Source organism: Plantibacter sp. AC185 (genome assembly GCF_979258065.1).
Genome location: NZ_OZ409831.1, coordinates 2,473,341 through 2,499,540, shown reverse-complemented (window position 1 = coordinate 2,499,540; position 26,200 = coordinate 2,473,341). Strand labels below are relative to the sequence as shown.

At 69.5% G+C, this 26,200-nt stretch carries 23 protein-coding genes; 15 read left to right on the top strand and 8 right to left on the bottom strand.

Annotated elements, in window-relative coordinates; genetic code table 11:
- Positions 1–46: 46 nt before the first annotated feature.
- Positions 47–967: a C40 family peptidase gene (locus ACZZZB_RS11905; protein WP_463529753.1), complete on the bottom strand. Its 921-nt coding sequence runs from the start codon at positions 965–967 to the stop codon at positions 47–49.
- Positions 968–1,229: 262 nt separating this feature from the next.
- Here ACZZZB_RS11905 and ACZZZB_RS11900 point away from each other — a divergent pair, with 262 nt between their 5' ends.
- Positions 1,230–1,556 (top strand): FitA-like ribbon-helix-helix domain-containing protein, encoded by a 327-nt coding sequence (locus ACZZZB_RS11900; protein ID WP_191942003.1) that lies wholly within the window; start codon positions 1,230–1,232, stop codon positions 1,554–1,556.
- Positions 1,553–1,984 (top strand): PIN domain-containing protein, encoded by a 432-nt coding sequence (locus tag ACZZZB_RS11895; protein ID WP_463529752.1) that lies wholly within the window; start codon positions 1,553–1,555, stop codon positions 1,982–1,984. Before ACZZZB_RS11900 ends, ACZZZB_RS11895 begins: the two co-directional genes overlap by 4 nt.
- 18 nt (positions 1,985–2,002) lie before the next feature.
- Here the strand turns inward: ACZZZB_RS11895 and ACZZZB_RS11890 are convergent, their stop codons facing one another.
- The 3 genes from ACZZZB_RS11890 to ACZZZB_RS11880 form a co-directional block, all read right to left on the bottom strand.
- Complete coding sequence (locus tag ACZZZB_RS11890; protein WP_463529751.1) at positions 2,003–3,034, bottom strand: LacI family DNA-binding transcriptional regulator; 1,032 nt, start codon at positions 3,032–3,034, stop codon at positions 2,003–2,005.
- Positions 3,035–3,312: 278 nt separating this feature from the next.
- Positions 3,313–4,746 carry a sensor histidine kinase gene (locus ACZZZB_RS11885; RefSeq protein WP_463529750.1) on the bottom strand — a complete coding sequence of 478 codons (1,434 nt, stop codon included), beginning with the start codon at positions 4,744–4,746 and terminating at the stop codon, positions 3,313–3,315.
- Positions 4,747–4,750: 4 nt separating this feature from the next.
- Positions 4,751–5,455, bottom strand: a complete 705-nt coding sequence (locus ACZZZB_RS11880) for a response regulator transcription factor (RefSeq protein ID WP_079706411.1) — start codon at positions 5,453–5,455, stop codon at positions 4,751–4,753.
- 197 nt (positions 5,456–5,652) lie between these two features.
- Between ACZZZB_RS11880 and ACZZZB_RS11875 the strand changes: the two genes are divergently transcribed.
- From ACZZZB_RS11875 to rhaS, 4 genes are all read left to right on the top strand, one after another.
- Complete coding sequence (locus tag ACZZZB_RS11875) at positions 5,653–7,206, top strand: sugar ABC transporter ATP-binding protein (protein WP_079706410.1); 1,554 nt, start codon at positions 5,653–5,655, stop codon at positions 7,204–7,206.
- Positions 7,203–8,255 (top strand): ABC transporter permease, encoded by a 1,053-nt coding sequence (locus tag ACZZZB_RS11870; RefSeq protein WP_463529749.1) that lies wholly within the window; start codon positions 7,203–7,205, stop codon positions 8,253–8,255. Before ACZZZB_RS11875 ends, ACZZZB_RS11870 begins: the two co-directional genes overlap by 4 nt.
- A complete protein-coding gene (locus ACZZZB_RS11865; RefSeq protein WP_124767613.1) occupies positions 8,248–9,348 on the top strand; it encodes an ABC transporter permease in 1,101 nt (366 codons plus the stop codon). Before ACZZZB_RS11870 ends, ACZZZB_RS11865 begins: the two co-directional genes overlap by 8 nt.
- A 70-nt stretch (positions 9,349–9,418) precedes the next feature.
- On the top strand, positions 9,419–10,480 hold the full coding sequence (gene rhaS, locus ACZZZB_RS11860; RefSeq protein ID WP_085514253.1) for a rhamnose ABC transporter substrate-binding protein: 1,062 nt from the start codon (positions 9,419–9,421) through the stop codon (positions 10,478–10,480).
- 90 nt (positions 10,481–10,570) lie between these two features.
- Here the strand turns inward: rhaS and ACZZZB_RS11855 are convergent, their stop codons facing one another.
- Positions 10,571–10,999 carry a PLD nuclease N-terminal domain-containing protein gene (locus ACZZZB_RS11855; RefSeq protein WP_191942006.1) on the bottom strand — a complete coding sequence of 143 codons (429 nt, stop codon included), beginning with the start codon at positions 10,997–10,999 and terminating at the stop codon, positions 10,571–10,573.
- Positions 11,000–11,047: 48 nt separating this feature from the next.
- On the opposite strand from ACZZZB_RS11855, the gene ACZZZB_RS11850 reads away from it, so the two are divergent.
- The 3 genes from ACZZZB_RS11850 to ACZZZB_RS11840 all read left to right on the top strand — a co-directional run bounded on the left by ACZZZB_RS11850 (position 11,048) and on the right by ACZZZB_RS11840 (position 14,685).
- Positions 11,048–11,977, top strand: coding sequence for an aldo/keto reductase (locus ACZZZB_RS11850; protein WP_430893499.1), 930 nt, complete (start codon positions 11,048–11,050; stop codon positions 11,975–11,977).
- 129 nt (positions 11,978–12,106) lie between these two features.
- On the top strand, positions 12,107–13,141 hold the full coding sequence (locus tag ACZZZB_RS11845) for a LacI family DNA-binding transcriptional regulator (RefSeq protein ID WP_463529748.1): 1,035 nt from the start codon (positions 12,107–12,109) through the stop codon (positions 13,139–13,141).
- Between the two features lie 101 nt (positions 13,142–13,242).
- Complete coding sequence (locus ACZZZB_RS11840) at positions 13,243–14,685, top strand: L-fucose/L-arabinose isomerase family protein (protein ID WP_194644907.1); 1,443 nt, start codon at positions 13,243–13,245, stop codon at positions 14,683–14,685.
- Positions 14,686–14,938: 253 nt separating this feature from the next.
- On the opposite strand, the gene ACZZZB_RS11835 is transcribed toward ACZZZB_RS11840, so the two are convergent.
- Positions 14,939–15,547 carry a DNA alkylation repair protein gene (locus tag ACZZZB_RS11835; RefSeq protein WP_202938749.1) on the bottom strand — a complete coding sequence of 203 codons (609 nt, stop codon included), beginning with the start codon at positions 15,545–15,547 and terminating at the stop codon, positions 14,939–14,941.
- A 39-nt stretch (positions 15,548–15,586) separates the two neighbouring features.
- On the opposite strand from ACZZZB_RS11835, the gene ACZZZB_RS11830 reads away from it, so the two are divergent.
- Complete coding sequence (locus tag ACZZZB_RS11830; protein ID WP_463529747.1) at positions 15,587–16,456, top strand: NAD-dependent epimerase/dehydratase family protein; 870 nt, start codon at positions 15,587–15,589, stop codon at positions 16,454–16,456.
- An 18-nt stretch (positions 16,457–16,474) separates the two neighbouring features.
- On the opposite strand, the gene ACZZZB_RS11825 is transcribed toward ACZZZB_RS11830, so the two are convergent.
- On the bottom strand, positions 16,475–17,767 hold the full coding sequence (locus ACZZZB_RS11825; RefSeq protein ID WP_463529746.1) for an MFS transporter: 1,293 nt from the start codon (positions 17,765–17,767) through the stop codon (positions 16,475–16,477).
- A 217-nt stretch (positions 17,768–17,984) separates the two neighbouring features.
- On the opposite strand from ACZZZB_RS11825, the gene ACZZZB_RS11820 reads away from it, so the two are divergent.
- Together ACZZZB_RS11820 and rhaI are read left to right on the top strand one after the other, a co-directional pair.
- Positions 17,985–18,344 carry an L-rhamnose mutarotase gene (locus tag ACZZZB_RS11820; protein ID WP_164486874.1) on the top strand — a complete coding sequence of 120 codons (360 nt, stop codon included), beginning with the start codon at positions 17,985–17,987 and terminating at the stop codon, positions 18,342–18,344.
- 82 nt (positions 18,345–18,426) lie between these two features.
- Entirely contained in the window at positions 18,427–19,593 is a 1,167-nt protein-coding gene (gene rhaI, locus ACZZZB_RS11815; RefSeq protein WP_208612358.1) for an L-rhamnose isomerase, read from the top strand.
- Between the two features lie 154 nt (positions 19,594–19,747).
- Here rhaI and ACZZZB_RS11810 read toward each other — a convergent pair whose 3' ends face one another.
- On the bottom strand, positions 19,748–20,581 hold the full coding sequence (locus tag ACZZZB_RS11810) for an alpha/beta fold hydrolase (protein ID WP_463529745.1): 834 nt from the start codon (positions 20,579–20,581) through the stop codon (positions 19,748–19,750).
- 148 nt (positions 20,582–20,729) lie between these two features.
- Here ACZZZB_RS11810 and ACZZZB_RS11805 point away from each other — a divergent pair, with 148 nt between their 5' ends.
- From ACZZZB_RS11805 to ACZZZB_RS11795, 3 genes are all read left to right on the top strand, one after another.
- Positions 20,730–21,320 carry a TetR/AcrR family transcriptional regulator gene (locus tag ACZZZB_RS11805; RefSeq protein ID WP_463530559.1) on the top strand — a complete coding sequence of 197 codons (591 nt, stop codon included), beginning with the start codon at positions 20,730–20,732 and terminating at the stop codon, positions 21,318–21,320.
- A 153-nt stretch (positions 21,321–21,473) separates the two neighbouring features.
- Complete coding sequence (locus ACZZZB_RS11800) at positions 21,474–22,859, top strand: MFS transporter (RefSeq protein WP_463529744.1); 1,386 nt, start codon at positions 21,474–21,476, stop codon at positions 22,857–22,859.
- A 408-nt stretch (positions 22,860–23,267) separates the two neighbouring features.
- Positions 23,268–26,174, top strand: coding sequence for a DEAD/DEAH box helicase (locus ACZZZB_RS11795; RefSeq protein ID WP_463529743.1), 2,907 nt, complete (start codon positions 23,268–23,270; stop codon positions 26,172–26,174).
- Positions 26,175–26,200 lie beyond the last annotated feature (26 nt).

Sequence of the window (26,200 nt, the reverse complement as noted above, 5' to 3'; positions counted from 1 at the left end):
GCCGACCGACGGCCGGTCGAGCAAGAGTTGTGGACGACGGGCCTGTCTACGGGATGCGGATGTAGACCGGGTCGCCCCAGATCGACAGACGGTGCTGCACGTAGCGACCCCAGTCGGGAGAGTCGTACATGCCGCCCGCGCCGTCGTAGATCGCGATGTGACCTTCCGGCCAGTAGAGCAGGTCGCCGGCGACGGCCTCCGACGCCGAGATCTGCACGCCCGACGCGGCCTGCGCACCGGCGCCGCGAGGCAGGGACACACCGAACGCCGCGAAGACGTACTGCACGTAGCCGTCGCAGGCGAAGCTGTCGGACGGGTCGTTGCCGTTGCCGTAGGGGACGACGCCGACGAACTGCGCCGCGTAGGCGAGGATCGCCTCGCCGGATCGGGCGACGGCAGGAGCCGCATACGTGCGTCCAGCCGAAGCCGACGCGGACGACGAGGAGGCGGCGGATGCACTCGCGGCCGCCTCGGCTGCGGCAGCTGCAGCGGCGGCCGAGGCGGCGTCGACCTCCTCCTGGCTGGTCGCGCCGTAACCGTCGCGCACGAAGGGCACATCGGCTGCGGTCGACGGCACGGAGTACGACACCGACTGCATCGTCGCCGCAGACGGGATCGCGCCACCGGTCGCCGCATCGACGTCGACGCCGGCAGCGGCCGCCGGCAGTGACACCGACACGAAGAGCCCGGTGGCGAGCGTCATGACGCCGAACGTGGCGAACGGCTTGGCGCGCTTCGCGAAGGAGCTCTTGGCGCGCGGGGCCGAGGGCCGCCTGGTGGGCACGAGGTCGACGTGGCGTCGCTCCTCCTCGGCGGAGGCGGTCCAGCTGGCGTCTTCGAGTCGAGCCGCGCGACGGGCGGCTCGCGGGCTGAGGGCCACGTGGCGGCCGCCGGTCCGGGCGGGGGTCACGGCCGGAGTGTTCGGGTCGCGGCGCTCGAGGGCGCGCGCAGGGGTGGTGCTGGTCATGTGCGGGGTACCGTCCTGGGTCTCGGTCGCGTCGGGGGCGCGCTCGGTTCATGCTCGGTGGGTGCAGCATCGCCTCGGCAGAGCCGCCCCTCGATGACCGCGGTCGACCGGTTGCCCGATCCGAGGGAGGCGAAACGGCCACCCTACGTGGACGTCCCTGAGAGGATCCTCCGCTTGGCGCGGCCTGTGGAGGACCGATGAAGCCCGAATCGCCGATTTGCTAGCATCGTGCTAGCACTCCATTCCCACGAGAGGTGACGACATGCCCACGGTGACCGTCCGGAATCTCGATGAGGACACGAAACGCGGTCTGCAACAGCTCGGCGCCTTGCACGGACGATCGATGGAGGCGGAGATCCGGGCGATCCTCGCCGCGGCCGTCAGGACGACGACGGCTGAGGATCTCCGCGCCGCCTCGGCCGCCGACAGCGACCGACCGGGGCTGGCGGAGCGTATCCATCAGCGCTTCGTCGACCTCCACCTCGACGGTGAACTCGTCATCGAACTGCCCGACCGCGCCACGACCACCCGACCGAATCCGTTCGACGATGCCGCGAGCGCCGACGCGGACGACCCGGCCCCGAGGTGATCATCCTCGATACGAACGTCGTCTCCGAACTGTTCAAGCCACGGCCCGACCCCACGGTTGCCCGGTGGCTCGACCGGCAGGACGAGGCCGACCTCCACCTCACCGCGATGACCGCTGCCGAGCTCCTCGAAGGAGCCCTGCGCCTCCCTGCAGGCGCTCGCCGATCGGCGCTCGTCGGGGCCGTGGCGACCGTGCTCGACGCCGACTTCGCAGGACGCGTCCTCCCCTTCTCTGCGGAAGCCGCGCTCGACTACGCGGAGCTCATGACGACGCGACGCCGCTCCGGCAACCCCATCGGACCTCAGGATGCGATCATCGCGGCCATCGCGAGATCCTCCGGCGCCGCTCTCGCGACGCGGAACACGCGCGAGTTCGCCGGTGTCGGCCTCCACCTCGTCGACCCGTGGGTCCCCGACCACCGGGCGTGACGCAGGGCGGCGCCCGCCTCAGGACGGGTCGACACCGACCGTCGACTGCCGGACGACGAGTTCCGGCTGGAAGACGATCTGCTCGGGCACGCGTCGATCGCCCGCGTCCGCCTCACGGAGCAGGAGCTCGACGGCGGTGTGGCCGATGAGTGCGCTCGGCTGACGGATCGACGACAGCGGGACGACGGCCGCCGACGCGAAGTCGATGTCGTCGTACCCGATCAGCGCGATGTCGTCCGGCACGCGCACCGAACCGAGCATGCTGAACGCCTGCAGGACCCCCATCGCGAGGAGGTCGTTGGCCGCGAACACCCCGTCGGGCCACTCGTCACGAGGACGGTTCCGGATGGCCTCACCCGCGGAACGCCCCTGCAGCACCGTCAGCGCGGTGGTCTCCACGACCTCGAGAATGACGTCGGCACCACCGGCCGCGGCTGCGTCGACCGCCTGACGCGCACCGGCGACCCGGTCGACGACCTGCCGGAGCGATGACGGACCACCCACGACCGCGATGCGACGCCGGCCGAGTCCGATGAGGTGCTCGACTGCGAGTCGCCCGCCCGCGACGTCGTCGACGGCGACCGACGAGAAGCTCGTGTCATCGGTCTGCCGATCGACGAGGACCGTCGGCGTCCCGCGGTCGCGCAGTCGACTGAGCCGGGTGAGATCGTCGCCGAGCGGGGTGATCAGGACGCCGGCGACCCGCTGCTCCTCGAAGAGGTCGAGGTAGGCGCGCTCGCGGTCGACGCTCTCGTCGCTGTTGCCGAGCAGGACCGACCACCCCTCCGCATCGGCTCGATCCTCGGCGCCGCGGGCGACGTCGGTGAAGAACGGGTTGCCGACGTCGAGCACGACGAGGCCGACACTGCGGCTGCGACCGGCCCGGAGCTGGCGGGCCGCGTCGTTCCGCACGAAGCCGAGCTCGTCGATCGCCGCGTGAACGCGGTCGACCGTGACGGGCGAGACCTTCTCGGGGCGGTTCAGCACGTTGGAGACGGTCCCGACCGAGACGCCGGCTCTCGCCGCGACGTCCTTCACGCTCGCGCTCACGGCTCCCCTTCGCCTGTCTGGCCCGCCGGGTGACGCCGGACGGGCTGGCTCATTGTTGCACGCAGGGCCTCCTCGCGCCCGCGCAGTCGGCTGCCCCGGTCGTCTGCGTCCCCAACTCAGGAGTTCCCGGGCGCGGCGCCCCCGCCCGCCCCCGACACACCGGGCGACTCCTGAGAACGGGCCACCCACCCATCGCCGCCCCCAACTCAGGAGTTCCCCGGCGCGCCACACCCGCCCGCCCCCGACACACCGGGCGACTCCTGAGAACGGCGCGACGATCAGGCGGGATCGACCGGCAGGGCCGAAGCGGCGGGCAGGGTGACGACGACCTCGAGACCGTGGCCGGGACGGTTGTGCAGCACGATCGCCCCACCCGCGTTGCGCGCGATGGCGGCGACGATCGCGAGCCCGAGACCGGAACCGTGCCCGGAGGACCGCGTCGCGTCCGACCGACTGAACCGCTCGAGCGCCCGCGGTTCGAAGGCCGGGTCGAGCCCTCCGGCGTTGTCCGACACTCGCAGCGTGAGCTGACGGCCGTCGTCGTCGAGCATGACCGACACGCGGCGCGGAGCACCCCCGCGCTCGGTGAACGCCTGCAGCGCGTTCCCCGCGAGGTTGTCGACGACCCGACCGACATCGTCGGCGCGCACGGCGTACACCGCCGCGCCGTCCCCCGGCCCGCTCTCGGCGATCGCGCTCACGTACTCGACCTCGATCCCGGCCAACGCGTCGTCCGAGGCGACCCGGAACCGCGCGCGCTCGACCGCCTCGAGCACGTCGGCCTCCAACCTGGCCGCGCTCGTCCGCTCCTCCGGCGTCGCCGCCTCGATGCGGGACAGCTCGAGCAGCGAGGTGACGAGCGCCGACAGCCGCGTCGCACTGCGCTCCGCCCCCTCGATGTCGGCGAGCAGTTGCTCACGCGACGAGTCCTCGAGGCGCGCGAGTTCGAGCTGGGTGCGGAGGATCGCGAGCGGCGTGCGGAGCTCGTGACTCGCGTCGGACACGAGTTGCCGTTCGCGGTCCGCCGAGGCCCGCAGCCGCTCGATCAGGTCGTTGAGGGTGATCGCGAGCTGCGCGATCTCGTCGTCCGCGCGGCCGACCGGCAGCACCTCGTCCGTCGACCGTTCGCTGAGGCTCTGCGCGCTCACCCGGAGCCGCGTGACGGGCCGGAGCGACACCGTCGTCAGGATCCACCCGCCGGCCGCGACACCGAGGACGAGGAGCGCGAAGGACCCGACGAGCAGGAGGCGCATCTGGACGAGGACGGTCGTCTCCTCGGCCTCGTCGCGTCCGGCGATGACGTACCAGGTGTCGCCACCGACGGTCACGGGCTGTGACAACAGGATGTAGGTGGCTGAACCGGCGTCGACGGTGGTGACCTCCCGCATCGCGGCGAGCGCCGGGAGTTGCGCGGCGAGGGTCGTCGGCAGGCTGAAGACCGGGATGGAGCCGTCAGGGGCGATCACCGCGATGCGGGTGCCGAGGCCGGGTCCCTGGAGCGGGTCGTCGGGTCTCGCCTGCAGCGCGAACACGTATTGTGCGCCGTCACTGCGGAGCGCTTGGACGGTGCCGTCGCGGACGATGCGCTCCAGCTGGGCGTTGATCGCGAGCCCGGCGAAGAGCGACACGACGACGGCGATGAGCAGACTGCCCCCGGCGATCCGCGTGCGGATGCCGTGGTGCCGCGTCGACCGGCGACGGTCCGACGACACGCCCTCAGCTCCCTGCGGCGACGAGCGAGAACCCCACGCCGCGGCTCGTCACGATGCGGACGCCCGCCTCCGCCAGGTCGAGTTTGCGACGGAGGCGGCTGATGTACTGGTCGACGACGTTCGGGTCGATGTTGTCGAAGGTCTCCCAGACCTCCCGCAGCATGGCCGCCCGGGAGACGACGACGCCCGGATCGGTCGCGAGCACCCGGAGGACGTCGAACTCGGTCCCGCTCAGCGGCACGTCGTGGTCGCCGACGCGTGCCCGGTGCCGGTGCAGGTCGAGCGTCAGGCCACCGACGTCCAAGCGGGGCTGCACGGTGAGCGCGTCCCGACGCCGGACCGCGCGGATCCGGGCAGCGAGCTCGGCGAAGGCGAACGGCTTGATCATGTAGTCGTCGGCTCCGGCGTCGAGCCCACGGACCCGGTCGTCCACGGCGTCGCGCGCCGTGAGCAGGATCACCGCGAGCGTCGGGTCGAGGCCTTTGAGCTCGCGGCAGACGGCGAATCCGGAGAGCCCGGGGAGCATGACGTCGACCACCGCGACCTGGAAGCCCGCGTCGCCACCGGACACCGGCGCGATCGCCTGCCGCGCGAGGTCCAGCGCGGTCGGGCCGTCGAACGCCGTCGTCACGTCGTGGCCGTCCGACCCGAGACCGCGGGACAGGAGGCCAGCCATCTCGCGTTCGTCATCGACGACGAGGATCCGCACGGTCGTCCTCCTTCGCCATCGAGCATCCACAGCCTAGGCGAGCCGACCGGGGCGCCGTTTCTGAAGGTCCTGTCAGGAACGACCGCTTCGCCTTGCCGCCCGCGATCCGACGGCCATACAGTGCAGGTGCTCCCGACCCTGAATCGATTCACATCCCGCCGGGAGCGAGCCCCTCACCGTGGAGGAACGGACCCTCAATGACGATCGACCATCCAGCGCAACCGGCGCGCACCGAACCTGCCGGGCGCAGCGCCCAGCCGGCGCTCTCCCTCATCGGAGCCGCCAAGACCTTCGGCCCCGTCGTCGCCCTGGCCGACGGCACCATCCAGATCGAGGCCGGCGAGATCCACGCGCTCGTCGGCGAGAACGGTGCCGGGAAGTCCACGCTCGTGAAGATCCTCGCCGGGCTCTACACCCCAGATGCCGGCGACTTCACCCTCGCCGGGAAGCCCGTCGCCTTCCGCGGCGTCGCCGACAGCAAGGCCGCGGGCATCTCCGTGATCTACCAGGAGCCGACCCTGTTCCCCGACCTCACCGTCGCCGAGAACATCTTCATCGGCCGCCAGCCGAAGAACGGCCTCGGACTCATCAGCACTGGCGCCATGCGGAAGGCCGCCCGCGCCCTGTTCGACCGCCTCGGCGTCCAGATCGACCCCGACCGCGTCGCCGAGGGCCTGTCGATCGCCGACCAGCAGATCATCGAGATCGCGAAGGCCATCTCGCTCGACGCCAAGGTCCTCATCATGGACGAACCGACCGCCGCGCTCTCCGGCGTCGAGGTCGACCGCCTCTTCCAGGTCGCCCGCTCCCTGCGCGACGCGGGCGCCGGCATCATGTTCATCTCCCACCGCTTCGAGGAGGTCTTCGCGCTGTGCGACCGCATCACGGTCATGCGCGACGGCCGCTACATCGCCACGCACGTCACGAACGAGACCTCCGTCGACGCGATCGTCCGGCAGATGGTCGGTCGCGACATCGCCGCCCTCTTCCCCAAGCAGGACGCGGAGATCGGCGACGCGGTCCTCACCGTCGACGGGCTGTCGCGCGCCGGCGTCTTCTCCGACATCTCGTTCACGGTGCGCTCGGGTGAGATCGTCGCCCTCGCGGGACTCGTCGGCGCCGGGCGCACCGAGGTCGCCCGCGCCGTCTTCGGCATCGACCCCTACGACACCGGACGCGTCACGCTCGACGGCAAGCCGGTGAAGGCCGGCGACCCGCAGGCCGCGATCGACGCCGGCATGGGCTTCGTCCCGGAGGACCGTCGCAAGCAGGGTCTCGTGATGGACCTGTCGGTCGCCCGCAACGCGACCCTCACCCTCCGCCACCGGCTCGCGCGGTTCGGGATCATCTCCGGCCGCCGCGAACGCGAGGCGGCCGAGGAGTGGTCGGCCCGCCTCCAGGTGAAGACCGGCTCGCAGGAGTACGCGGTCTCCACCCTCTCCGGCGGCAACCAGCAGAAGGTCGTCCTCGCGAAGTGGCTCGCCACCGAGCCGACCTTCCTCATCGTCGACGAGCCCACCCGCGGCATCGACGTCGGCACGAAGAGCGAGGTGCACCGCCTCATCTCCGAACTCGCCGGCCGCGGCATCGCGATCCTCATGATCTCCTCCGAACTGCCCGAGGTCCTCGGCATGGCCGACCGCGTCCTCGTCATGCACGAGGGCCGGATCACCGCCGAGCTCACCCGCGAAGAAGCGACCCCGGAGACCGTGATGCACGCGGCCACCGGTTCCCTGGAAGGCGCACGATGACCGACACCACCACCAAGCCGGGAGGCGGCCGCCCCGTCACCGTCGCGACCGAGCGCACGACGAACCCGATCGCATCGATCGTGCGACTCCGGGAGCTCCCGGTCACCGTCGCCCTCGTCGTCCTCGTGCTCGTGACCTACCTCGCGAACCCGCTGTTCCTGTCGGCGCAGGGGGTGAAGGACCTCCTCCTCAACGCGACGATCATGATCATCCTCGCCGTCGGTCAGGCGCTCGTCATCATCACCCGCAACGTCGACCTGTCCGTCGGCTCGATCCTGGGGCTCGTCGCCTTCGCGACCGGCACGATGTTCGCGACGATGCCGCAGCTGCCGATCATCGCGGTGTTCGCCATCGCGATGCTGCTCGGTGCGGTGCTCGGCGCGATCAACGGTGCGCTCGTCACGATCGCGAAGGTCCCCGCCCTCGTCATCACCCTGGGCACGCTCTACATCTACCGAGGCCTGAACAACGCGTGGGCCGGTGGCACGCAGTACTTCGCGGACGACCGCCCCGACGCGTTCGGGAACCTGTCCGTCGACACCGTCCTCGGCTTCCCGGTCATCACCCTCATCGCGATCCTCGTCGTGGTCGTCGTCGCCGTCTCCATGGCCGGCGCCCGCTCCGGCCGCGACCTCTACGCGATCGGGTCGGACCCCGACGCCGCGAAGCTGTTCGGCATCCCGGTCGGCCGCCGCGTCTTCCTCGCCTTCCTGGCGAACGGGCTGCTCGCCGGACTCGCCGGCGTGCTCTACGCCTCGCGCTTCAACTCGGTCGGCGCGACCACCGGGTCGGGCATGGAGCTGGACGTCGTCGCGGCGGCCGTGGTCGGTGGTGTCGCGATCTTCGGCGGCAGCGGCTCCGTCGCCGGGGCCGCGATCGGCGCGATCCTCCTCACCACCATCACGAGCGCCCTCACCGCCCTGCGCGTCGACAAGTTCTGGCAGCAGGCGATCGTGGGCATCCTCATCCTGGCCGCGATCATCATCGACCGCGTCGCCAGCCTCCGTACGGCCAAGAAACTGCGAATGAGCGAGGCACGCGATGTCTGATCTGAAGACCCCGGCAGCCCCGAAGGCTCCGTTCACCAAGGGCTCCGGCCCGCTCGGCACCGACACCACCGGCGTGCTCGTGGCCGAACCGAAGGGCCGCACCGGTGCCTCGCGCATCCTCCTCGGTCGCGACGCGATCATGATCTACGCGCTGCTCGTCGTCGTCATCGGCGCCTGCCTGCTCATCCCGCGGTTCGCCTCCCCCGTCACCGTCGGCTTTCTTCTCCTCGACGTCATCCCGATCCTCCTCATCGCGATGCCGATGACGCTCGTCATCATCACCGGCGAGATCGACCTGTCCGTCGCAAGCACCGCGGGCCTCACGAGCGCCGTCATCGGTGTGCTGTGGGCCGGCGGCGGGATGGACATCGGGGTCGTCCTCCTCATCGGGCTGCTCGTCGGAGTCGTCGCCGGCGCGTTCAACGGCTTCCTCATCGCGGTGGTCGGACTCCCGTCGCTCGCGGTGACGATCGGCACGCTCGCGCTGTTCCGCGGCCTCGCGCTCGTCGTCATCGGCGACAACGCGGTCGCCAACTTCCCGCCCGAGCTCACCGCGTTCTTCACGTCGAAGATCGGCTCGACCGGCATCCCCGTGGTCATGGTCGGGGTCCTCGTCGTCGTGCTCGCCTTCGGGGTCATCCTGCACCTGACCCCCTTCGGCCGCGGGCTGTACGCGCTCGGGTACAGCACGGAGGCCGCGAGCTTCGTCGGCATCAAGGTCGCCCGCTCGAAGTTCTGGCTCTACGTCGCGACCGGCGGTGTCTCCGCCCTCGCGGGGGTGTTCTGGACGCTCCGCTACTCGAGCGCCCGCAGCGACAACGCCTCCGGGCTCGAACTCGCCGTCATCGCGGCCGTGCTCCTCGGCGGCGTCTCGATCTTCGGCGGCAAGGGGTCCATCCCGGGTGTCGTCGCGGGTGTGCTGCTCATCGGCACCATCAACTACGCGCTCCGACTCGGCCGCGTCTCCGACGTCGTCCTCATCATCGTGACCGGGACCCTGCTGATCGCCTCGGTGGTCGGCCCCAGTATCTTCGAATCCGTCAAGCAGTGGAACCACCACCGACGGATCCGACGCAGCCTGCCCCAGCACTGATCTCCCGATCGGCGCAGCCCTCGGGGCACCCCACGCCACAGCACCAGGCGTATCCAGAAAGGAACAGACAATGCAGTCGATTCGAAACCGCGCAGCAGGCCGTTCGGCCCGTCGCGCAGCGGCCCTCATCGCCGCAGCAGCCTCCCTCGCCCTCATCGCGACGGGGTGCGCCACCGGCGACTCCGCGGGATCAGGTGGTGGCGGCGGTGCCGCGGAGAGCATCACCTTCATCCCCAAGCAGCTCAACAACCCGTACACGGACGTCGTGCTCGGCGGCGGCAAGGACGGCGCGAAGGCGGCCGGCTTCAGCGCCACCGAGGTCGTCGGCCCGCTCGAGGCGAGCGCGTCCAGCCAGGTGTCGTTCATCAACGCCGAGACCCAGGCCGGCACGAACGTCATCGTCATCGCGGCGAACGACCCCGACGCCGTCTGCCCCGCCCTCAAGGAGGCCCGTGACGGCGGCGCGAAGATCGTCGCGTTCGACTCCGACACCAGCAAGGACTGCCGCGACGTCTTCATCTCCCAGGTCGTCGCCAAGGACGTCGCCCTGATCCAGACGAAGCTCATCTCGGAGCAGATCGGCGGCTCGGGCGAGATCGCGATCCTCTCGGCCACGGCCAACGCGACGAACCAGAACGAGTGGATCAAGTACATGGAGGAGGAGCTCGCCTCCAACCCGGACTACAAGGACATCAAGCTCGTCGCCAAGGTCTACGGTGACGACGACGACACGAAGTCGTTCCAGGAGGCCCAGGGTCTGCTCCAGGCGCACCCGAACCTCAAGGGCATCATCTCGCCCACGACGGTCGGCATCGCCGCGACCGCCCGCTACCTCTCCACCTCGGAGTACAAGGGCAAGGTCGCACTGACCGGCCTCGGCCTCCCGAACGAGATGCGTCCGTTCGTGAAGGACGGCACCGTCACCGCGTTCGCGCTGTGGGACCCGGCTCAGCTCGGCTACGTCGCCGCGTTCGCCGGCAAGGCACTCGCCGAGGGCACGATCACCGGCAAGGAGGGCGACACCTTCGAGGCCGGCGACCTCGGTGAGCGCGAGGTCGGCGCCGACGGCACCGTCATCGTCGGCCCGCCGACCACCTTCGACGCGTCGAACATCGACAAGTACGACTTCTAGGAGTCACCCGGTCACACCCGACTGCCCTGTCTCAGGAACTCCTCGGCATGCCGCGACCACACCCGGTCGACGCGCCGACGGACTCCTGAGTCAGGGCAGTTTGTCGGCGGCGTCGGGATCGTCGCGCTTCATCTCCAGCTCGAGCTTGCGGATGCGCTCGGCGTCCTCGGCGGCCTGGATCTCGCGCTCGAGGGCGGCGAGCTGCTCCTCCGTGCTGCTGACGGCGCGGTCGGGCTGCGACGGCGAGGGCGTCGCGGTCGTCGAGGGACCGCGACCCGGGCCCCACGAGCCGGACGTCCGCGACTGCTTCCGGCCCCGACGTTCGGGGAGCTTGATCCGGCTCGTCGACCAGTCCTTGCCGAGCAGGAACCACAGGGCGACGCCGATGAGCGGGATGAAGACGATGAGCAGCACCCACACGATCTTGGGCAGGTTGCGCACGACGGGCTCGGGCTGACCCACCACGTCGATGAGCGCGATGATCGTGAGGACGATGAGCAGCAACGACAACACGAACATGTCGTCAATCCTAGGCAGACCACCGGTGGGTTCGGCCAGGATGGTCGGATGAAGACCATCCCCCTGCCCCAGACCGACCTGACCGCGTCCAGCATCGTCCTCGGCCTCATGCGGATCGAGGCCCTCGACGACGAGGCCATCCGCACCCTCTTCCACACCGCACGAGACGCCGGCGTCACCGTGTTCGACCACGCCGACATCTACGGCTCGGAGCGTCACGGGTGCGAGCGTCGCTTCGGCGACGCCGTCACCCTCACCGCCGCCGAGCGCGAGCAGGTGCTCATCCAGTCGAAGGTCGGCATCCGCAAGGGCTTCTTCGACTTCTCGGAGGAGCACATCCTCCGCACCGTCGACGAGTCGCTCGCCGCCCTCAAGACGGACTACCTCGACCTCCTGCTCCTGCACCGCCCCGACAGCCTCGTCGAGCCGGAAGAGGTCGCGTCGGCGTTCGACACCCTGCAGGCCTCGGGCAAGGTCCGGAACTTCGGCGTCTCGAACCACACTCCGGCGCAGGTCGAGCTGCTGAAGGGCTCCGTCGAGCAGCCGCTCATCGTCAACCAGGTGCAGCTGAGCATCACCCACGCCCCGATCATCGCGTCGGGCGTCGCCGCGAACATGGCCGGCCTCGACCAGTCGATCGACCGCGACAACGGGATGCTCGACTACAGCCGCCTGACCGGCATGACCCTGCAGGCGTGGTCGCCGTTCCAGGCCGGCTTCTTCACGGGCGTCTTCATCGGCGACCGCGAGCACTACGCGGAACTGAACGACGTGCTCGACGAGCTCGCAGCCGCACACGGCGTGACGCCGTCCGGCATCGCGACCGCGTGGATCACCCGGCACCCCGCGAACATCCAGGTCGTGCTCGGCACCACCAAGCCGTCGCGCGTCCAGGAAGCGGCCGCAGGTTCCGACGTGACGCTGTCACGCGAGGAGTGGTACCGCCTCTTCACCGCCGCGGGCCACACCCTCCCGTAGCGGTCGCCTCCGGACCGTTCTCAGGACTTCCGCGGCGTGTCGGGTGGAGATCGCCCCACCACACCGAAGGAGTCCTGAGAACGGGACGAAGGTCGCGCCGGTACGCTCGGAGAGGAAGCGGAGGGCAGCATGGCGAAGCACGACATCGGGTTCGCCGCCGTCGCCAGACTCGCCGGCGTCTCGAACGCGACCGTCTCCAACACGCTCAACCGCCCCGAGATCGTCGCCCCCGCCACCCGCGAGCGCGTCCTCGCCGCGATCGAGGAACTCGACTTCGTCCCCAACCGTGCCGCCGCCACCCTGCGGCAGGGCACGAACCGGCTCATCGGCCTCGTCATCCCCGACATCGCGAACCCGTTCTACTCGGCGATCGCCCGCGGGGTCACCGAGGCCGCGGCCGAACTCGGCTACACGGTCGCGCTCTGCGTGAGCCATGACGATCCGGACCTCGAACTCCGGCATTTCGAGATGCTCGCCGAGCACCGGGCGGCGGGTGCGCTCGTCGCTCCGCTGACCGCCGACGCCTCCCGACTGGCCCAGCTGCGGCGGGTCGGCAGCCGCCTCGTCCTCATGGACCGCACCGCCCCCGAGGGCACGGGCTGCTCCGTCGCGATCGACGACGTGCACGGCGGGGAGCTGGCGGTCGCCCACCTGCTCGGCAGGCCTGCCCAGGCATCCGACGGGTCGATCGTGCTCGTGAACGGCGACCTGGCGATCCCGCAGTGCGCCGATCGACGCGAGGGTGCCCGGAACGCGTTCATCGCGGCCGGTCTCGACCCCAACGACCTCCGCGAGGTCACCGTGGACGAGATGACCGTCGACGCGGGGCGCATCGCGGGTCGTCGGATCGCGGCGCGGACACCGCGTCCGACCGGCGTGTTCTGCACGAACGACCAGCTCGCGCTCGGCGTCATCCGGGGGTTGGACGACGGCGGCCTCACGGTGCCCGACGAGGTGTCGGTGGTCGGCTACGGCGATCTCGCGCTCGCGGCCGACGGGCGGGTGCCGCTCACCACGGTCGAGCAGCCGAAGGACGAACTCGGGCGCGTGGCCGTCGAGATCCTCCTGGCCGAGCTGGGCGCCGACCGCGCGGCACACGAGCACGTCACGCGGACGCTCGAGCCGCATCTCGTCGTCCGCGAGTCCGCTCCCCTACCTGCCTGAGCAGCGGCGAGGCTGGACGCGGCGATGATGCCCGGGTACAGTCGTCACCAGTATTTAATCGATTAAATACTCCCGGACCCGCACCCACCCAAGGATCGACGATGACCCACACCGCAGCAGCCGTCCACCCGCTCCTCACCCCGAAGGCACGGCGGAAGCCCCGCATCGGCCTCGTCGCCGGCGGCCTCGGCACCTACTGGCCGCAGTTCCCGGAGCTACTCCCCCAGCTCCAGGAATCGGCCCGGTACGTCTCGGAACGCTTCCAGCAGATGGACGCCGAGGTCGTCGACGTCGGCTTCATCTCGGACGCGCAGGAGGGCGACGCCGCGGCGGAACAACTCCGACAGGGCGACTGCGACCTCATCGTCCTGTTCCTCACCACCTACCTCACCTCCTCGATGGTCCTGCCGATCGCCCAGCGCGCGAACACCCCGGTCCTCGTCATCGACCTGCAGCCCACCGAGCGGATGGACCACGCGAGCTTCGACACCGGCGCGTGGCTCGCCTACTGCGGGCAGTGCCCGGTGCCCGAGGTCGGCAACGTCTTCCGTCGCGCGGGCATCCCGTTCCGCTCGGTGTCGGGGTGGCTGCGTCAGGAGTCGGCGTGGGACCGCATCTCGCAGTGGATCCGGGCGGCGCACGTCCGCGCAGCCCTCCGCCACGCCCGCCACGGCCTCATGGGCCACGTCTACCCCGGCATGCTCGACGTCTCCACCGACCTCACCCTCCTGCCGACCACCTTCGGTTCACACGTCGAGGTCGTGGAGTTCGACGACCTCCGCGTCCTCGTCGACGAGGTGACCGACGCCGAGGTCGCCGACCGCATGGCCCTAGCCAGGGAGATCTTCACCCTCGACGACACGGTGGTCGAGGACGACTTCGCGTGGGGAGCGAAGGTGTCGGTCGGGCTCGACCGGCTCGTCGACGAGTTCGCGCTCGACAGCCTCGCCTACTACCACCGCGGTCGCGACGGCGAACAGCACGAGCGGCTCGGTGCCGGGATGATCCTCGGCGCGTCCCTCCTCACTGCTCGCGGCATCCCCACGACCGGCGAGTACGAGCTACGGACGACGGTCGCTCAGCTCGCGACCCAGGTCGTCGGCGCCGGTGGGTCGTTCTGCGAGATCCAGGCGCTGGACTTCGAGGACGAGGTCGTCGAGATGGGACACGACGGACCGGCCCACCTCGCCGTCAGCTCTCGCGACCCGCTGCTGCGCGGCCTCGGGGTCTACCACGGCAAGCGCGGCTGGGGTGTGAGCGTCGAGTTCGACGTGCGGCACGGGCCGGTCACGCTGCTGGGTTTGGGGCAGGACCGCGACGGCTCGCTCGCCTTCGTCGCCTCGGAGGGCGAGGTCGTCCCCGGCCCGCTGCTCGCGATCGGCAACACGACGAGCCGCGTCGACTTCGGGCGTGACCCGGGTGTCTGGGTGGACGAGTGGAGCGCGACCGGTATCGGGCATCACTGGTCGCTCTCGCTCGGCCACCGGGCGGCGGACTACCGGGCTGCGGCGAGCCTCCTGGGGATCGACTTCCGCCAGGTGTGAGGCGCCGTCGGCCCCAGAGCCGACCCGGTCCCTGAGCCCGTCCCGGTCCCCGAGCCGAATCCGGTCCCTGAGCCGAATCCGGTCCCTGAGCCTGTCGAAGGGCAGCCCCGCCGCGGGCGCCCTCAGAACAAGAAACCCCTCGGGGGCACTTCGACAAGCTCAGTGACCGGACGAACCTGGCGCCCGGAACACACCGGCCCCTGAGCCGGTCCCGGTCCCTGAGCCTGTCGAAGGGCACTCGCGACAGGACGGGTCAGAGCACGGCGCGAAGACGCTCCACCGCGGGCTCGACCACGGCGATCGGCGCCGGCCGCTGCAACCCGTCCAGGGCGACCGCGAGCCGACGGGTGGCGCGATCGACGTCCCCACCGCCCGCACCCAGCTCACGGATCGGGGCAAGCAGTGCCGCCCGCCGCAACCAGGGCTCGTCCTGCATCCAGCGGTCGAGGACGGTCTCGGCCTTGGTCCGGGCCGTCCCGTCGAGGCGTTCCAGGAGCGGTCCGATGACGTCGGTGGCCAGCGGGTCGGCGAGCTCGGGCACCCGACCGGCGCGGACGAAGCCCTCGATCCGTGTCAGATCGGTGTGCCTGAGCACCGGGACGCTCGACTGCAGGAGGACGATCGCGGCGAGCCGACGCTCGAAGACCGGCACGGCCCACAGCTCCGAGGCGAGGGCTGCCAGCTCGTCGTGCTCGAGTCCGCGGAACTTCCGGAGGGCGTCGCGCACCGTCCCGCGCACGGCACCGACCGAGGAGCCGTAGGACCGGAGTCCGTCGCCGAGCCGCTCGGCGACGTCCGCTGCGCGGTAGCCGTCGCCCTCGTATTGGAGCGCCGCGTCGATGAACTCCCCCGCAGCACTCATCCCACCATTCTCACCCCTGGCGCCGGGTACGGTGGAGCGATGACCGTCGTGATCGTGGGACTCGGACAGCTCGGCTCGGACGTCGCCGGGAGGCTCCTGGCCCGTGGTGAGGACGTCGTCGGCGTGAAGCGCACGGCGCCCGAGTCGAACCCGATCCCTGAGCCGAACCCGGCGCCCGAGTCGGTCGAGGGGCGCTTCACCCTCCAGCTCCGCGACCTCACGACCTCCGCCCCCGATCTCCCTGCGGACACGACGGCGATCGTGGTGGCCCTTGCGCCCCGGGCACGCTCGGCCGAAGCCTATGACGCCCTCTACCGCGACGGTGTCGGGCACCTCCTCGCTGCCGTAGCCGCACTCCCCGGCACCCCGCCCCGCATCCTGTTCGTGTCGTCGACCGCGGTGTGGGGCGAGGACGGCGGGGAGACGATCGACGACACCACGCCGGCCGTCCCGACCACCGGCACCGCACGCGCGCTGCTCGCGGCTGAGGAGGCCGTCCTCGCCGCCGTGCCCGAGGCGAGCGCCATCCGCTTCGGCGGCCTCTACGGTCCGACGGCCACGATGTTCGTCGACCAGGTCCGCGACGGCCGTGTCACCCGGCCCTCCGGCTGGACCAATCGCATCCACCGTGACGACGCCGCCGCCGTGATCGTGCACCTGCTCGACCTGCCGGCGGCATCGCTCCCGCCGGTCGTGGCGGGCATCGACGAGGAGCCGGTCCTGCTGTCGACGGTCGCCGACTTCCTCGCCGATCGACTCGGCGTCGCTCCCCCGACGCTCGACGACGCCGGTCGCACCCCGGAAGAACCGCACCGCGGCAAGCGCATCACGGCGGCCGCCCTCCGCGACACCGGGTTCACCTACCGCTACCCCACGTACCGCGAGGGCTACTCGGCGCAGCTCCCCTGATCGGACGACCGGAGCGGGTCACGACTGCTTCGTCACCTCGGCCATCGCCCGTCGACCGGACGGCACGAGCACGGCGACGGCGAGCACCACGAAGGTGAGCACGCCGGCGACGACGAGGAGCAGCTCGACGGAGACGACGTCGGCGAGCGGCCCGAACACGATCATGCCGAGCGGCATCGACACCGCCATGACGATGCCGACGAACCCGAACACGCGACCCTGCCGCTCCGGTTGGACGCGCTCCTGCAGGAGGGTCATGGACGTCGTCGAGAAGAACGGCACCGCGATCCCGAGCAGGAACATGAAGCCGAAGAAGACCCAGAGGTTGGTCGAGAGTCCGAGCCCGATGGACAGCGCCCCGAACACCACCGAGGACCCGACGATGAGGAGCACGCGGTTCCTGGTGCCGCCCCAGATCGCGATGATCGCTCCGCCGCCGACCATGCCGACGCTGAAGGCGAGCTCGTTCACGGTGAGCATCCAGACCTCGTCGCCGAAGGTACGGGCGATCATGAGCGGCGTGAGGTAGGACGGCGCGACGACCAGCAGGAACACGATCGCGAAGAGGATGAGCAGCCAGCGCACGAAGCCGTGGTGCCAGACGTAGCGCACGCCCTCGGTGAGGTCGGCGAAGTAGCCGGGGCGCTCGCCCGACCGCACGAGCGTCCGCACCGGCACGAGCAGCAGCAGTCCGATCCCGATGGCGGCCGTGACGACGTCGACGAAGAAGATCGCGACGAGCGACGCACTCGCGTACAGTGCGCCGGCCGCGGCCGGGGCGACGAGCATCATGGCCGACTGGATGGAGCCGTTGATGCCGTTGACCCGCATGAGCTTGTCGGTCGGCGTGATCTGCGGGATGAGCGCCGACACCGCCGGCATCTGGATGCCCGCGCCGACCGAGCGGATCGCGAGCGTGAGGAAGATGAGCCAGAGGTCGGCGGCGCCGTTGATGAGGAAGATCGCGAGCGCGAGGGTCGTGATGACGATCGAGCCGTCGGCCGCGATGATGAGCAGTTTGCGGTTCATGCGGTCGGCCCACACCCCGCCGAAGATCGACACGATCGCCTGCGGCAGGAACCCCGCGACGGCTGCGAACGCGAGCACGACACCGGACTTCGTCTCGAGCGTGAGGTGCCACATGATCGCGTACTGCACGAGCATCGAGCCGAACAGCGAGACCGTCTGGCCGGACAGGAACACCGCGACGTCGCGACGCCAGCGCGGGCTCTCCGAGGCGACGGTCGTCTCCTCCGAACCGTCGGAACCGTCGATCGTGGGTGCATCGGTTGGCGCGTCATCGGCAGCCATGCGATCCACGCTAGGGACTTCGCTCCGAGGTGTCCAGGGGTGATCGGCGCGAACGACGGGCGCGCCCTGACCGTCGAACGGTCGATGCACCCTGTCCAGACGTTCAGACATCCGGGCAGTTGGTCCGTTGACCCGCGGCCGATCGCCCGGATACGCTGCTTGCGATCCTCTGAATCGATTCAGAGTATCCGTGAACCGAACCGAAAGGTGCGCCTCGATGACGAGTGCCCGACCCCTGCACCGCGTGTGCTTCCAGCTCCAGGTCAAACCCGAGCGCCTCGCGGAGTACCGCGAACGCCATGCCGCCGTCTGGCCGGACATGCTGCAGGCCCTCGCCGACACCGGCTGGCACAACTACTCCCTCTTCGTCCGCGACGACGGCCTCCTCATCGGGTACTTCGAGACGGCATCCCTCGAAGCCGCCCAGGCCGGCATGGCCGAGACCGAGGTCAACGCGCGCTGGCAGGCCGAGATGGGCGAGTTCTTCGTCGACCTCGACCTCCCGCCGGACCAGGGCTTCCTCCAGCTCACCGAGGTGTTCCACCTCGAGGACCAGCTCGCCACCCTGCACGAGTAGCGTCATTGAAACGATTCACGTATGCTGCAACCAGCGCCGTGAACGCGCCCCAGACCACCGGAACACGCACAGAGAAGTGACCATGACCAGTTTCGACACCATCACCCCGCTGCTCGAGAAGCAGGCCATCGAACTCCCCTCCTGGGCGTTCGGCAACTCCGGCACCCGCTTCAAGGTGTTCACGACGCCCGGCACCCCTCGGACGCCCGAGGAGAAGATCGCCGACGCCGCCAAGGTGCACGAGTTCACGGCCCTCGCGCCGAAGGTCGCGCTCCACATCCCGTGGGACCTCGTGGACGACTTCAGCGCGCTCCGTCGCTACGCCGAGGACCACGGCGTCGCGCTCGGCACGATCAACTCGAACACCTTCCAGGATGAGGACTACAAGTTCGGCAGCCTGACGCACAGCAACCCGGTGATCCGTCAGAAGGCGATCGACCACCACTTCGCCTGTATCGACGTCATGCACGCGACCGGCTCGCAGGACCTCAAGATCTGGCTCGCCGACGGCAGCAACTACCCGGGCCAGCAGGACATCCGCGGCCGGCAGGACCGCTTGGCCGACTCGCTCCAGCAGATCTACGCCCGCCTCGGCGAGGAGCAGCGACTCGTGCTCGAGTACAAGTTCTTCGAGCCGGCGTTCTATCACACCGATGTCCCCGACTGGGGAACGTCCTACGCCCAGGTGGCCCAGCTCGGCGACCAGGCCCTCGTCTGCCTCGACACCGGCCACCACGCGCCGGGCACGAACATCGAGTTCATCGTCGCCCAGCTCCTGCGCCTCGGGAAGCTCGGCTCGTTCGACTTCAACTCGCGCTTCTACGCCGACGACGACCTCATCGTCGGTGCAGCCGACCCGTTCCAGCTGTTCCGGATCCTCTACGAGGTCGTCCGCGGCGGCGGCCTCGACGACGACTCGCCGGTCGCGTTCATGCTCGACCAGTGCCACAACGTGGAGGACAAGATCCCCGGGCAGATCCGCTCGGTGTTGAACGTGCAGGAGATGACCGCGCGCGCACTGCTCGTCGACCGCGACGCACTGACCGCGGCACAGGAGGCCGGCGACGTCCTCGGCGCGAACGGCATCCTCATGGACGCGTTCTACACCGACGTCCGCGGGCCGCTCGCCGCCTGGCGCGAGAGCCGCGGCCTGCCGGCCGATCCGTTCAGCGCCTACCTGGCCTCGGGCTACCAACAGCAGATCGCCGAGGAGCGCGTCGGCGGGACCCAGGCGAGCTGGGGCGCGTAGGCGGGAAGGCCGAGCCCTTCGACAGGCTCAGGGACCGGGTATCAGTCACTGAGCCAGCCCCGGTCACTGAGCTTGTCGAAGTGCACACCAGCAAACCCGCCCTTCGACAGGCTCAGGGACCGGAGATCAGTCACTGAGCGCGTCGAAGTGCCGACTACTTCGCGAGGAAGGCGAGCAGCTGCTCGTTGACCTCGCGGTAGTGGGTCCAGAGCATGCCGTGCGGCGCGCCCTCGATCTCGACGTACTCGGCGGAGGGCAGCGCCCTGGCGAACACGCGACCGGTGGAGTCGATCGGCAGGACGCGGTCCCCGGTGCCGTGCACGATGAGTGACGGGACGTCGATCTTCGCGACGTCGGCCCGGAAGTCGGTCAGCCAGGTCGGCTGCGCAGCGACCGATGCGTACGGCGACGCGTTGTAGGCGAGCTGCGTGTTGGCCCGCAGCGCCTCCTCGCTCAGGCGCGAGCCGAGGTTCTCGTCCGTGTTGAAGAAGTTCTCGAAGAAGCTCGTGAAGAACGCGTAGCGGTCGTCGGTGACGGCCTCGAGGAGCCCGTCGAACACGTCCTGCGGGACACCCGTCGGGTTGTCGTCGGTCTGCAGCAGGTAGGGCTCGAGCGATCCGAGGAAGACGGCCTTCGCGACGCGCTCCGAGCCGTAGGTGCCGAGGTAGCGGCCGACCTCGCCGGTGCCCATCGAGAAGCCGACGAGGACCGCGTCGTGGAGGTCGAGCCCGTCGACGACGGCCTTGAGGTCGGCGGCGAAGGTGTCGTAGTCGTAGCCCTCGGTGGGCTTGGAGGACTTGCCGAAGCCGCGGCGGTCGTAGGTGATGACGCGGTAGCCGGCGTCGAGGAGCGCCGCGGTCTGCTTCTCCCACGACGAGCCGTCGAGGGGGTAGCCGTGGATGAGGACGACGGGCTGGCCGCTGCCGTGATCCTCGACGTAGAGCTCCACGGAGGTGCTGTTCTCGGTTCCGACGGTGATGAACGACATGGTTCGATTCCTTTCGTCTTCGGCGTCCGGACTCGTCGCCCGATTCCACGCCCCGAATTGAGAACGATCGTTCTCTTCGGTGTCCATCAGCATAGGGAACGATCGTTCTCAATGCAAGTACACTGAGGGAATGACCAGCGAACAGACGATGACGATCACGTCGCCGAGCCCGGCGGCCACACCCGCGACACCAGCATCCGTGCGCGACATCATCGTCGACGCCGCCGACCGCCTGTACTACGCGAAGGGCATCCAGTCCGTCGGCATGGACGAACTGCGCTCGGCGGCCGGCGTGTCGCTGAAGCGCCTGTACTCGGAGTTCCCGAGCAAGGAGGACATCGTCCTCGCGGTCATGGAGCGTCGACACGAGCTCTGGACCACCGGCGTCAGCGCGCTCGTGGACGACGCCGAGACGCCCCGCGACCGACTCCTCGCGATCTACGACTACCTGGCCGGCTGGTTCAGTGACGACTCGTTCCGCGGCTGCGGCTTCATCAACGCCTTCGGGGAACTCGGGGGCGTCTCGCCGGCGGTCGCCACCATCACCCGCGAACACAAGGCGTCCTTCCAGGACTACGTCGCCGACCTCGTCGCCGACGCCGGCGCTCCGGCATCACTCGCCCCCCAGCTCGCGATCCTCGCCGAGGGCGCCCAGACCACCGCCGCCATCACCGGCTCCCCCGAGGCCGCGCTGCACGCTCGTCGCGCCGCCGAGACGCTCATCGACGCCGCCTCCTAGGGATTCGTTCGCCCATTTCCGGGCGAACGGGACCTCGCTCGCCCGAAAATGGGCGAACGGATGTGGTCAGGCCACACTCTGATATATTTTCCGCTCAGAACTCCCCCGGGTTCCACGCGCCGTCGACGCGTCCCACCTCAATGGAGAGAGAGCATGTCCTCACCAATCGGAACACCCGCGCCCAGCATCGGATCCCCCGGCACCCGACCACCGAAGGCCTTCCTCGGCCTCTCCGGTCCGCTGCTCTGGGGGTACGTCGCGATCGCCTTCTTCATGACCGGCGACGGACTCGAGCAGGCGTTCCTCTCGGACTTCCTCGTCACGAGCGAGGGCTTCAGCACCGACCAGGTGGGCTCGCTCTTCACCGTCTACGGCCTGATCGTGGCGATCGGGGCGTTCGCCTCCGGTGTGCTGGCCGAGTACTTCGGACCGCGCCGCATCATGATCGCCGCCGCCGCGGGGTGGATCGTCTTCCATGCCGGCTTCGTGTACTTCGGCATCATGCAGCACGACTTCGCGATGATGATGGCGATGTACGCCATCCGCGCCGTCGCCTACCCGCTGTTCGTCTTCGGGTTCGTCGTGTGGATCTCCTACGCCGCCCCGCAGGACAAGCTGTCTTCCGCGATGGACTGGTTCTGGTGCTCGTACTCGGTCGGCGTCGGCGTGTTCGGGTCGTATCTGCCGAGCTTCACCATCCCGGCGTTCGGAGCCGTCGAGACGATGTGGGGCGCGATCGCCTTCATCGCCGTGGGCGGCGTGCTCGCGGGCGTCCTCGTACGCGGCAAGGGACCGGAGACCTCCGAGCCCCGCACCCTCCGGGGCCTCGGCGAGACCCTCGCGACCACGATCGCGCTCCCGTTCCGGAACGTCCAGCTCGCCTACGGCATGCTCCAGCGCGTCATCAACCAAATCTCGCTCTACGGGTTCATCGTCATGCTGCCGATCGTCTTCGTCCGCGACATCGGCTTCGAGCAGGGCACCTGGCTGCAGCTGTGGGGGCTCGTGTACATCGTGACGGTGTTCACGAACCTCCTCTGGGGCATCCTCGGCGACCGCATCGGCTGGATCCGCACCGTCCGCTGGTTCGGGAGCCTCGGCATGTTCGCGTCCACGCTCCTGCTCTACTTCATCCCGCTCGTCGTCGGGCCGAACCCCTGGCTCACGGGGATCGCCGTCGTCATGTTCGGGTTCGCGGTCGCGGCCTATGTCCCGCTGTCGGCGCTCATGCCGGCGCTCGAGCCGAACCACCGCGGCGGCGCGGTCGCACTCCTCAACCTCTCCGCCGGACTCTCCCAGTTCGTCGGGTCGCTGCTCGTCACCCTGCTCTGGACGTCCTTCGGCACCACGGCGACCGTCATCGCGCTCGCCTGCACCTATCTCGTCGGGTTCGCGGTGACGTTCCTGATGCGGGTCGACCAGGACGCCCTGGCGAAGGCGGAGACGACGCGGAGCATCCCGACGGTTTCAGGCACGACGACGCGAACCGCCACCACGGAGACGGACCGGCCCGGGGTGGAGCACACGACCGCAGAATGACCTCAGGCGGCAGCCCTGGCCGCTCGCGCGAGCTCCGCGGAGAACACGACAGGTGGCGGATGCGAGGCGCCTCCACCGCGCTGCGCATCACGCCACGTATCGTGCTGCACATGGACACCCGATCATCCAGGACGAGCGCACTCGATTTCTGGCAAAGCCTCGAGGCGTTCACGCCGCAGGCCATGCCAGCGGTGTCGCGGAGTCGGGATGACCGCCCGTTCGTGGCGGACTACATGAACGACGACACCCCACTTCCCTGGCTCGACCCGTCATGGCCTGCCGCACGCGAGCACTTCGCCTGGGAGCACCGGGTGTACGCGGGTACCCTTCGATCTCTCCTCGGCTTGGGCCGTCCTCTCACCGCCCCCGGATAGCAGTCCAGAGCGCCCAAGACCTGCCCAGAGCGCGATGTTCACCATGCGGATCCAGGACGACGGCTCGATCGTGCCCGACAGCTGGGTGCCATCGCAAAGCGCTTGGGCTGCCGGCCGCTATGCCCTGACGAATCAGATCGCCGATGTGTGGGCAGGGTTCGACGGTTTCGAAGCCACGTGGAAAGCGGCGATCTCGCGTCTGATCGTCGCCGGAGGGCTGGCGATCGGCGGCGAACCTGCGGGCGATGGCCAGACCGAACCGGTCGACAAGAGCCGAATAAAGGCGCTGCTGTTTCAGTCGATGCCCGAGCACACGCTCTCGAGGCTCACGCTCGCCGGCGGAGAACCGGGCCTCCGCATCCTCAGTCGGGAGGTCCGAGTGCGGCAGACCGCTCCCGGCTCCCCTGGGCCGGCGGACGAGACGGATTACCTCAACAGCTTCTTCTCAACCGACCTCCGGATGATCGCCGCCGACACTGCCGATCATCCCGCCGGGTCCTCGTATCTCGGGGAACGACCGCCGTCGCGTCAGGTCGATGTCCGGGCCGAGCTGCGCGCAGTGTTCGACGGCGTTGCTCCGAGCATCATGCCGGAGGGCCGGTGGCCGAGTTCACCCAACGATGCACTGTCGTTGTCCCAACAACTGGCGGTGAACCAAAGCCTGCGCGACCTCTCGGCCAACGATGGGGTCTTCGGGGTGAACGGACCGCCGGGGACCGGGAAGACCACGCTGCTCCGCGACGTGGTCGCAGCACTCGTGACGGATCGCGCGGCCGCCCTGAGCGCCTTCACTCGCCCCGCAGACGCCTTCGTCGGGAAGTTCTCATGGCGAGCCCGGGACGAGAAGCTCCGCGTGGTGCACCGACTGCACGAGTCGATTCGGGGCCGCGAGATCATCGTCGCCTCGTCGAACAACGGTGCCGTCGAGAACGTGAGTCTGGAGATCCCCGACGCCAGGTGGCTCGACTCGGCGTTCAGCTCGTTCGCACCCGACCCACTGGCCGACATCGGTTCTCTTCTGTTGCACTCGGACGAACGACCCGGATCCAGCCCGACGGCTTGGGCGGCGATCGCCGGCCAGCTCGGTAACTCGCGCAACCGTTCGCGCTTCGCCCAGAAGCTTGCATACGGACGCAGCGCGTCGCCGGACCATCCCGCCGAGGTTCGAGGGGTGATCGCGATGCTCGGGTCGCCGCCGGACGAGGTGCTCCCGTGGGACGAGGCGCGGAGGCTGTTCCAGGAGGCCCGTCGCAACGTTCACAGACTCCGAGCAGACCGGCAGCGGGCGCACGAGGCACTCGGGAGGAGGGCGGCGCTCACCGCCGAGCTCGACTCCGCGCGCCGCAGCGCTTCCGATCTCATGCTCCTCGACGAAGCCCAACAGCGGGAGATCGATGCGCTGCGCGGGAGCGCCGAGGCGCTGGCCGCGGAACGGACACTCGCTCACGATGCCCTCTCCGCCCTGGCGGTGGCGAAGCCGTCATGGTTCGCCTCAGTGTGCACGCTCGGACGAGCCACCACACCGTGGCGGAACGGCATGTTGCGCCTCACGGAGCGCTGCGAAGCGCTGGCACAGGAGGCCGACCGACAGGCCCAGTCGCTCGAACGATCCCTGACGGAGAACGCGACGACCCGGGCGGCTCGGTCCTCGCATCAGCGTGAGGCCCAGACCCTGGAGCTCACGATCGCCGCCGACAGCGTAGCGATCGCCGCACAGGCGGACGGCGCCCCGTCCGAGGACTGGTTCGAAGCCACCGACGAGGCCCGAGAGACACGGGCCCCGTGGAATGATCGGGCCTACAACACCGCCCGATCCGAGCTGTTCCTGCGCGCCGTTCAACTGCATCGCGCGTTCATGTTCGCGACCCCTTCCCAGACTCGCAGCAACCTGTACTCCGCGGTCGATGTCCTCCAGAACCGCACACCATCGCAGGCTTCGCCCGCCATGATCCGAGCAGCGTGGGAAGCGCTGTTCCTGGTGGTCCCCGTGATGTCGACCACGTTCGCATCATTTCCGCGCATGATGGCATCGCTCGGTTCCGAACGTCTCGGCTGGTTGATCGTGGACGAAGCCGGGCAGGCTGCCCCGCAGCACGCGCTGTCCGGCGTCTGGCGGGTACGGCGCTGCCTGATGGTCGGTGATCCGCTGCAACTCGAACCAGTGCTCACGCTGCCGCCCGAAGTCCAGGAGCGACTTCGGGAGCTCACCGCCTGCAGCGACGCCTGGTCGCCTCGGTCCAACCCGGCGCAAGTCCTCGCCGACCGGGCATCCACGTTCGTCTCGACGATCAGGCCTCCGGATGGAGAGCCGGTCACAGTCGGATCACCGCTGCGACTGCATCGGCGCTGCAACGACCCGATGTTCTCGGTCATCAACGATGCCGTCTACGGCGGCTTGATGATGCACGGCGGTGATCCGTCCGCAGACTGCCTGCTGCCGTCTGGTGCGTCGGTGATGGACTCGGCTTGGCTGGACGTCCACACGAGCCGCTGGGACGAGAACTGCTCGCCAGCAGAGGTGGAGCGACTCGACGGCCTCCTCCAGGCACTCGGGGTGAACGGCTGGCCGATGTCGGACCTGCTGATCGTCTCACCGTTCCGGACGGTTGCGGCTGCCATCGCGCGGGTCGCGGGGCGTCACGGCGTCGATCGGCGGACGCAGGCCGGAACGGTACACACGGCCCAGGGGAAGGAAGCCGCAGTCGTCATCATCGTGCTCGGCGGGCGGACGTCTGGGTCCCGCAATTGGGCCGTCGAGACACCCAACCTCTTCAACGTGGCGGTCAGTCGCGCGAAACGGCGGCTGTTCGTCATCGGTGACAGAACCGAGTGGTCGCGACTCCAGTACTTCGGTCAGCTCGCGAACCTGATGGCGACGATCCCGCCCACTGCGACGCTCACGACGCTGGTCGCGAAACCACCGGGGTCGGAGACTCCCTGAACGGAAACCTGACGCGGGCCGCGTTG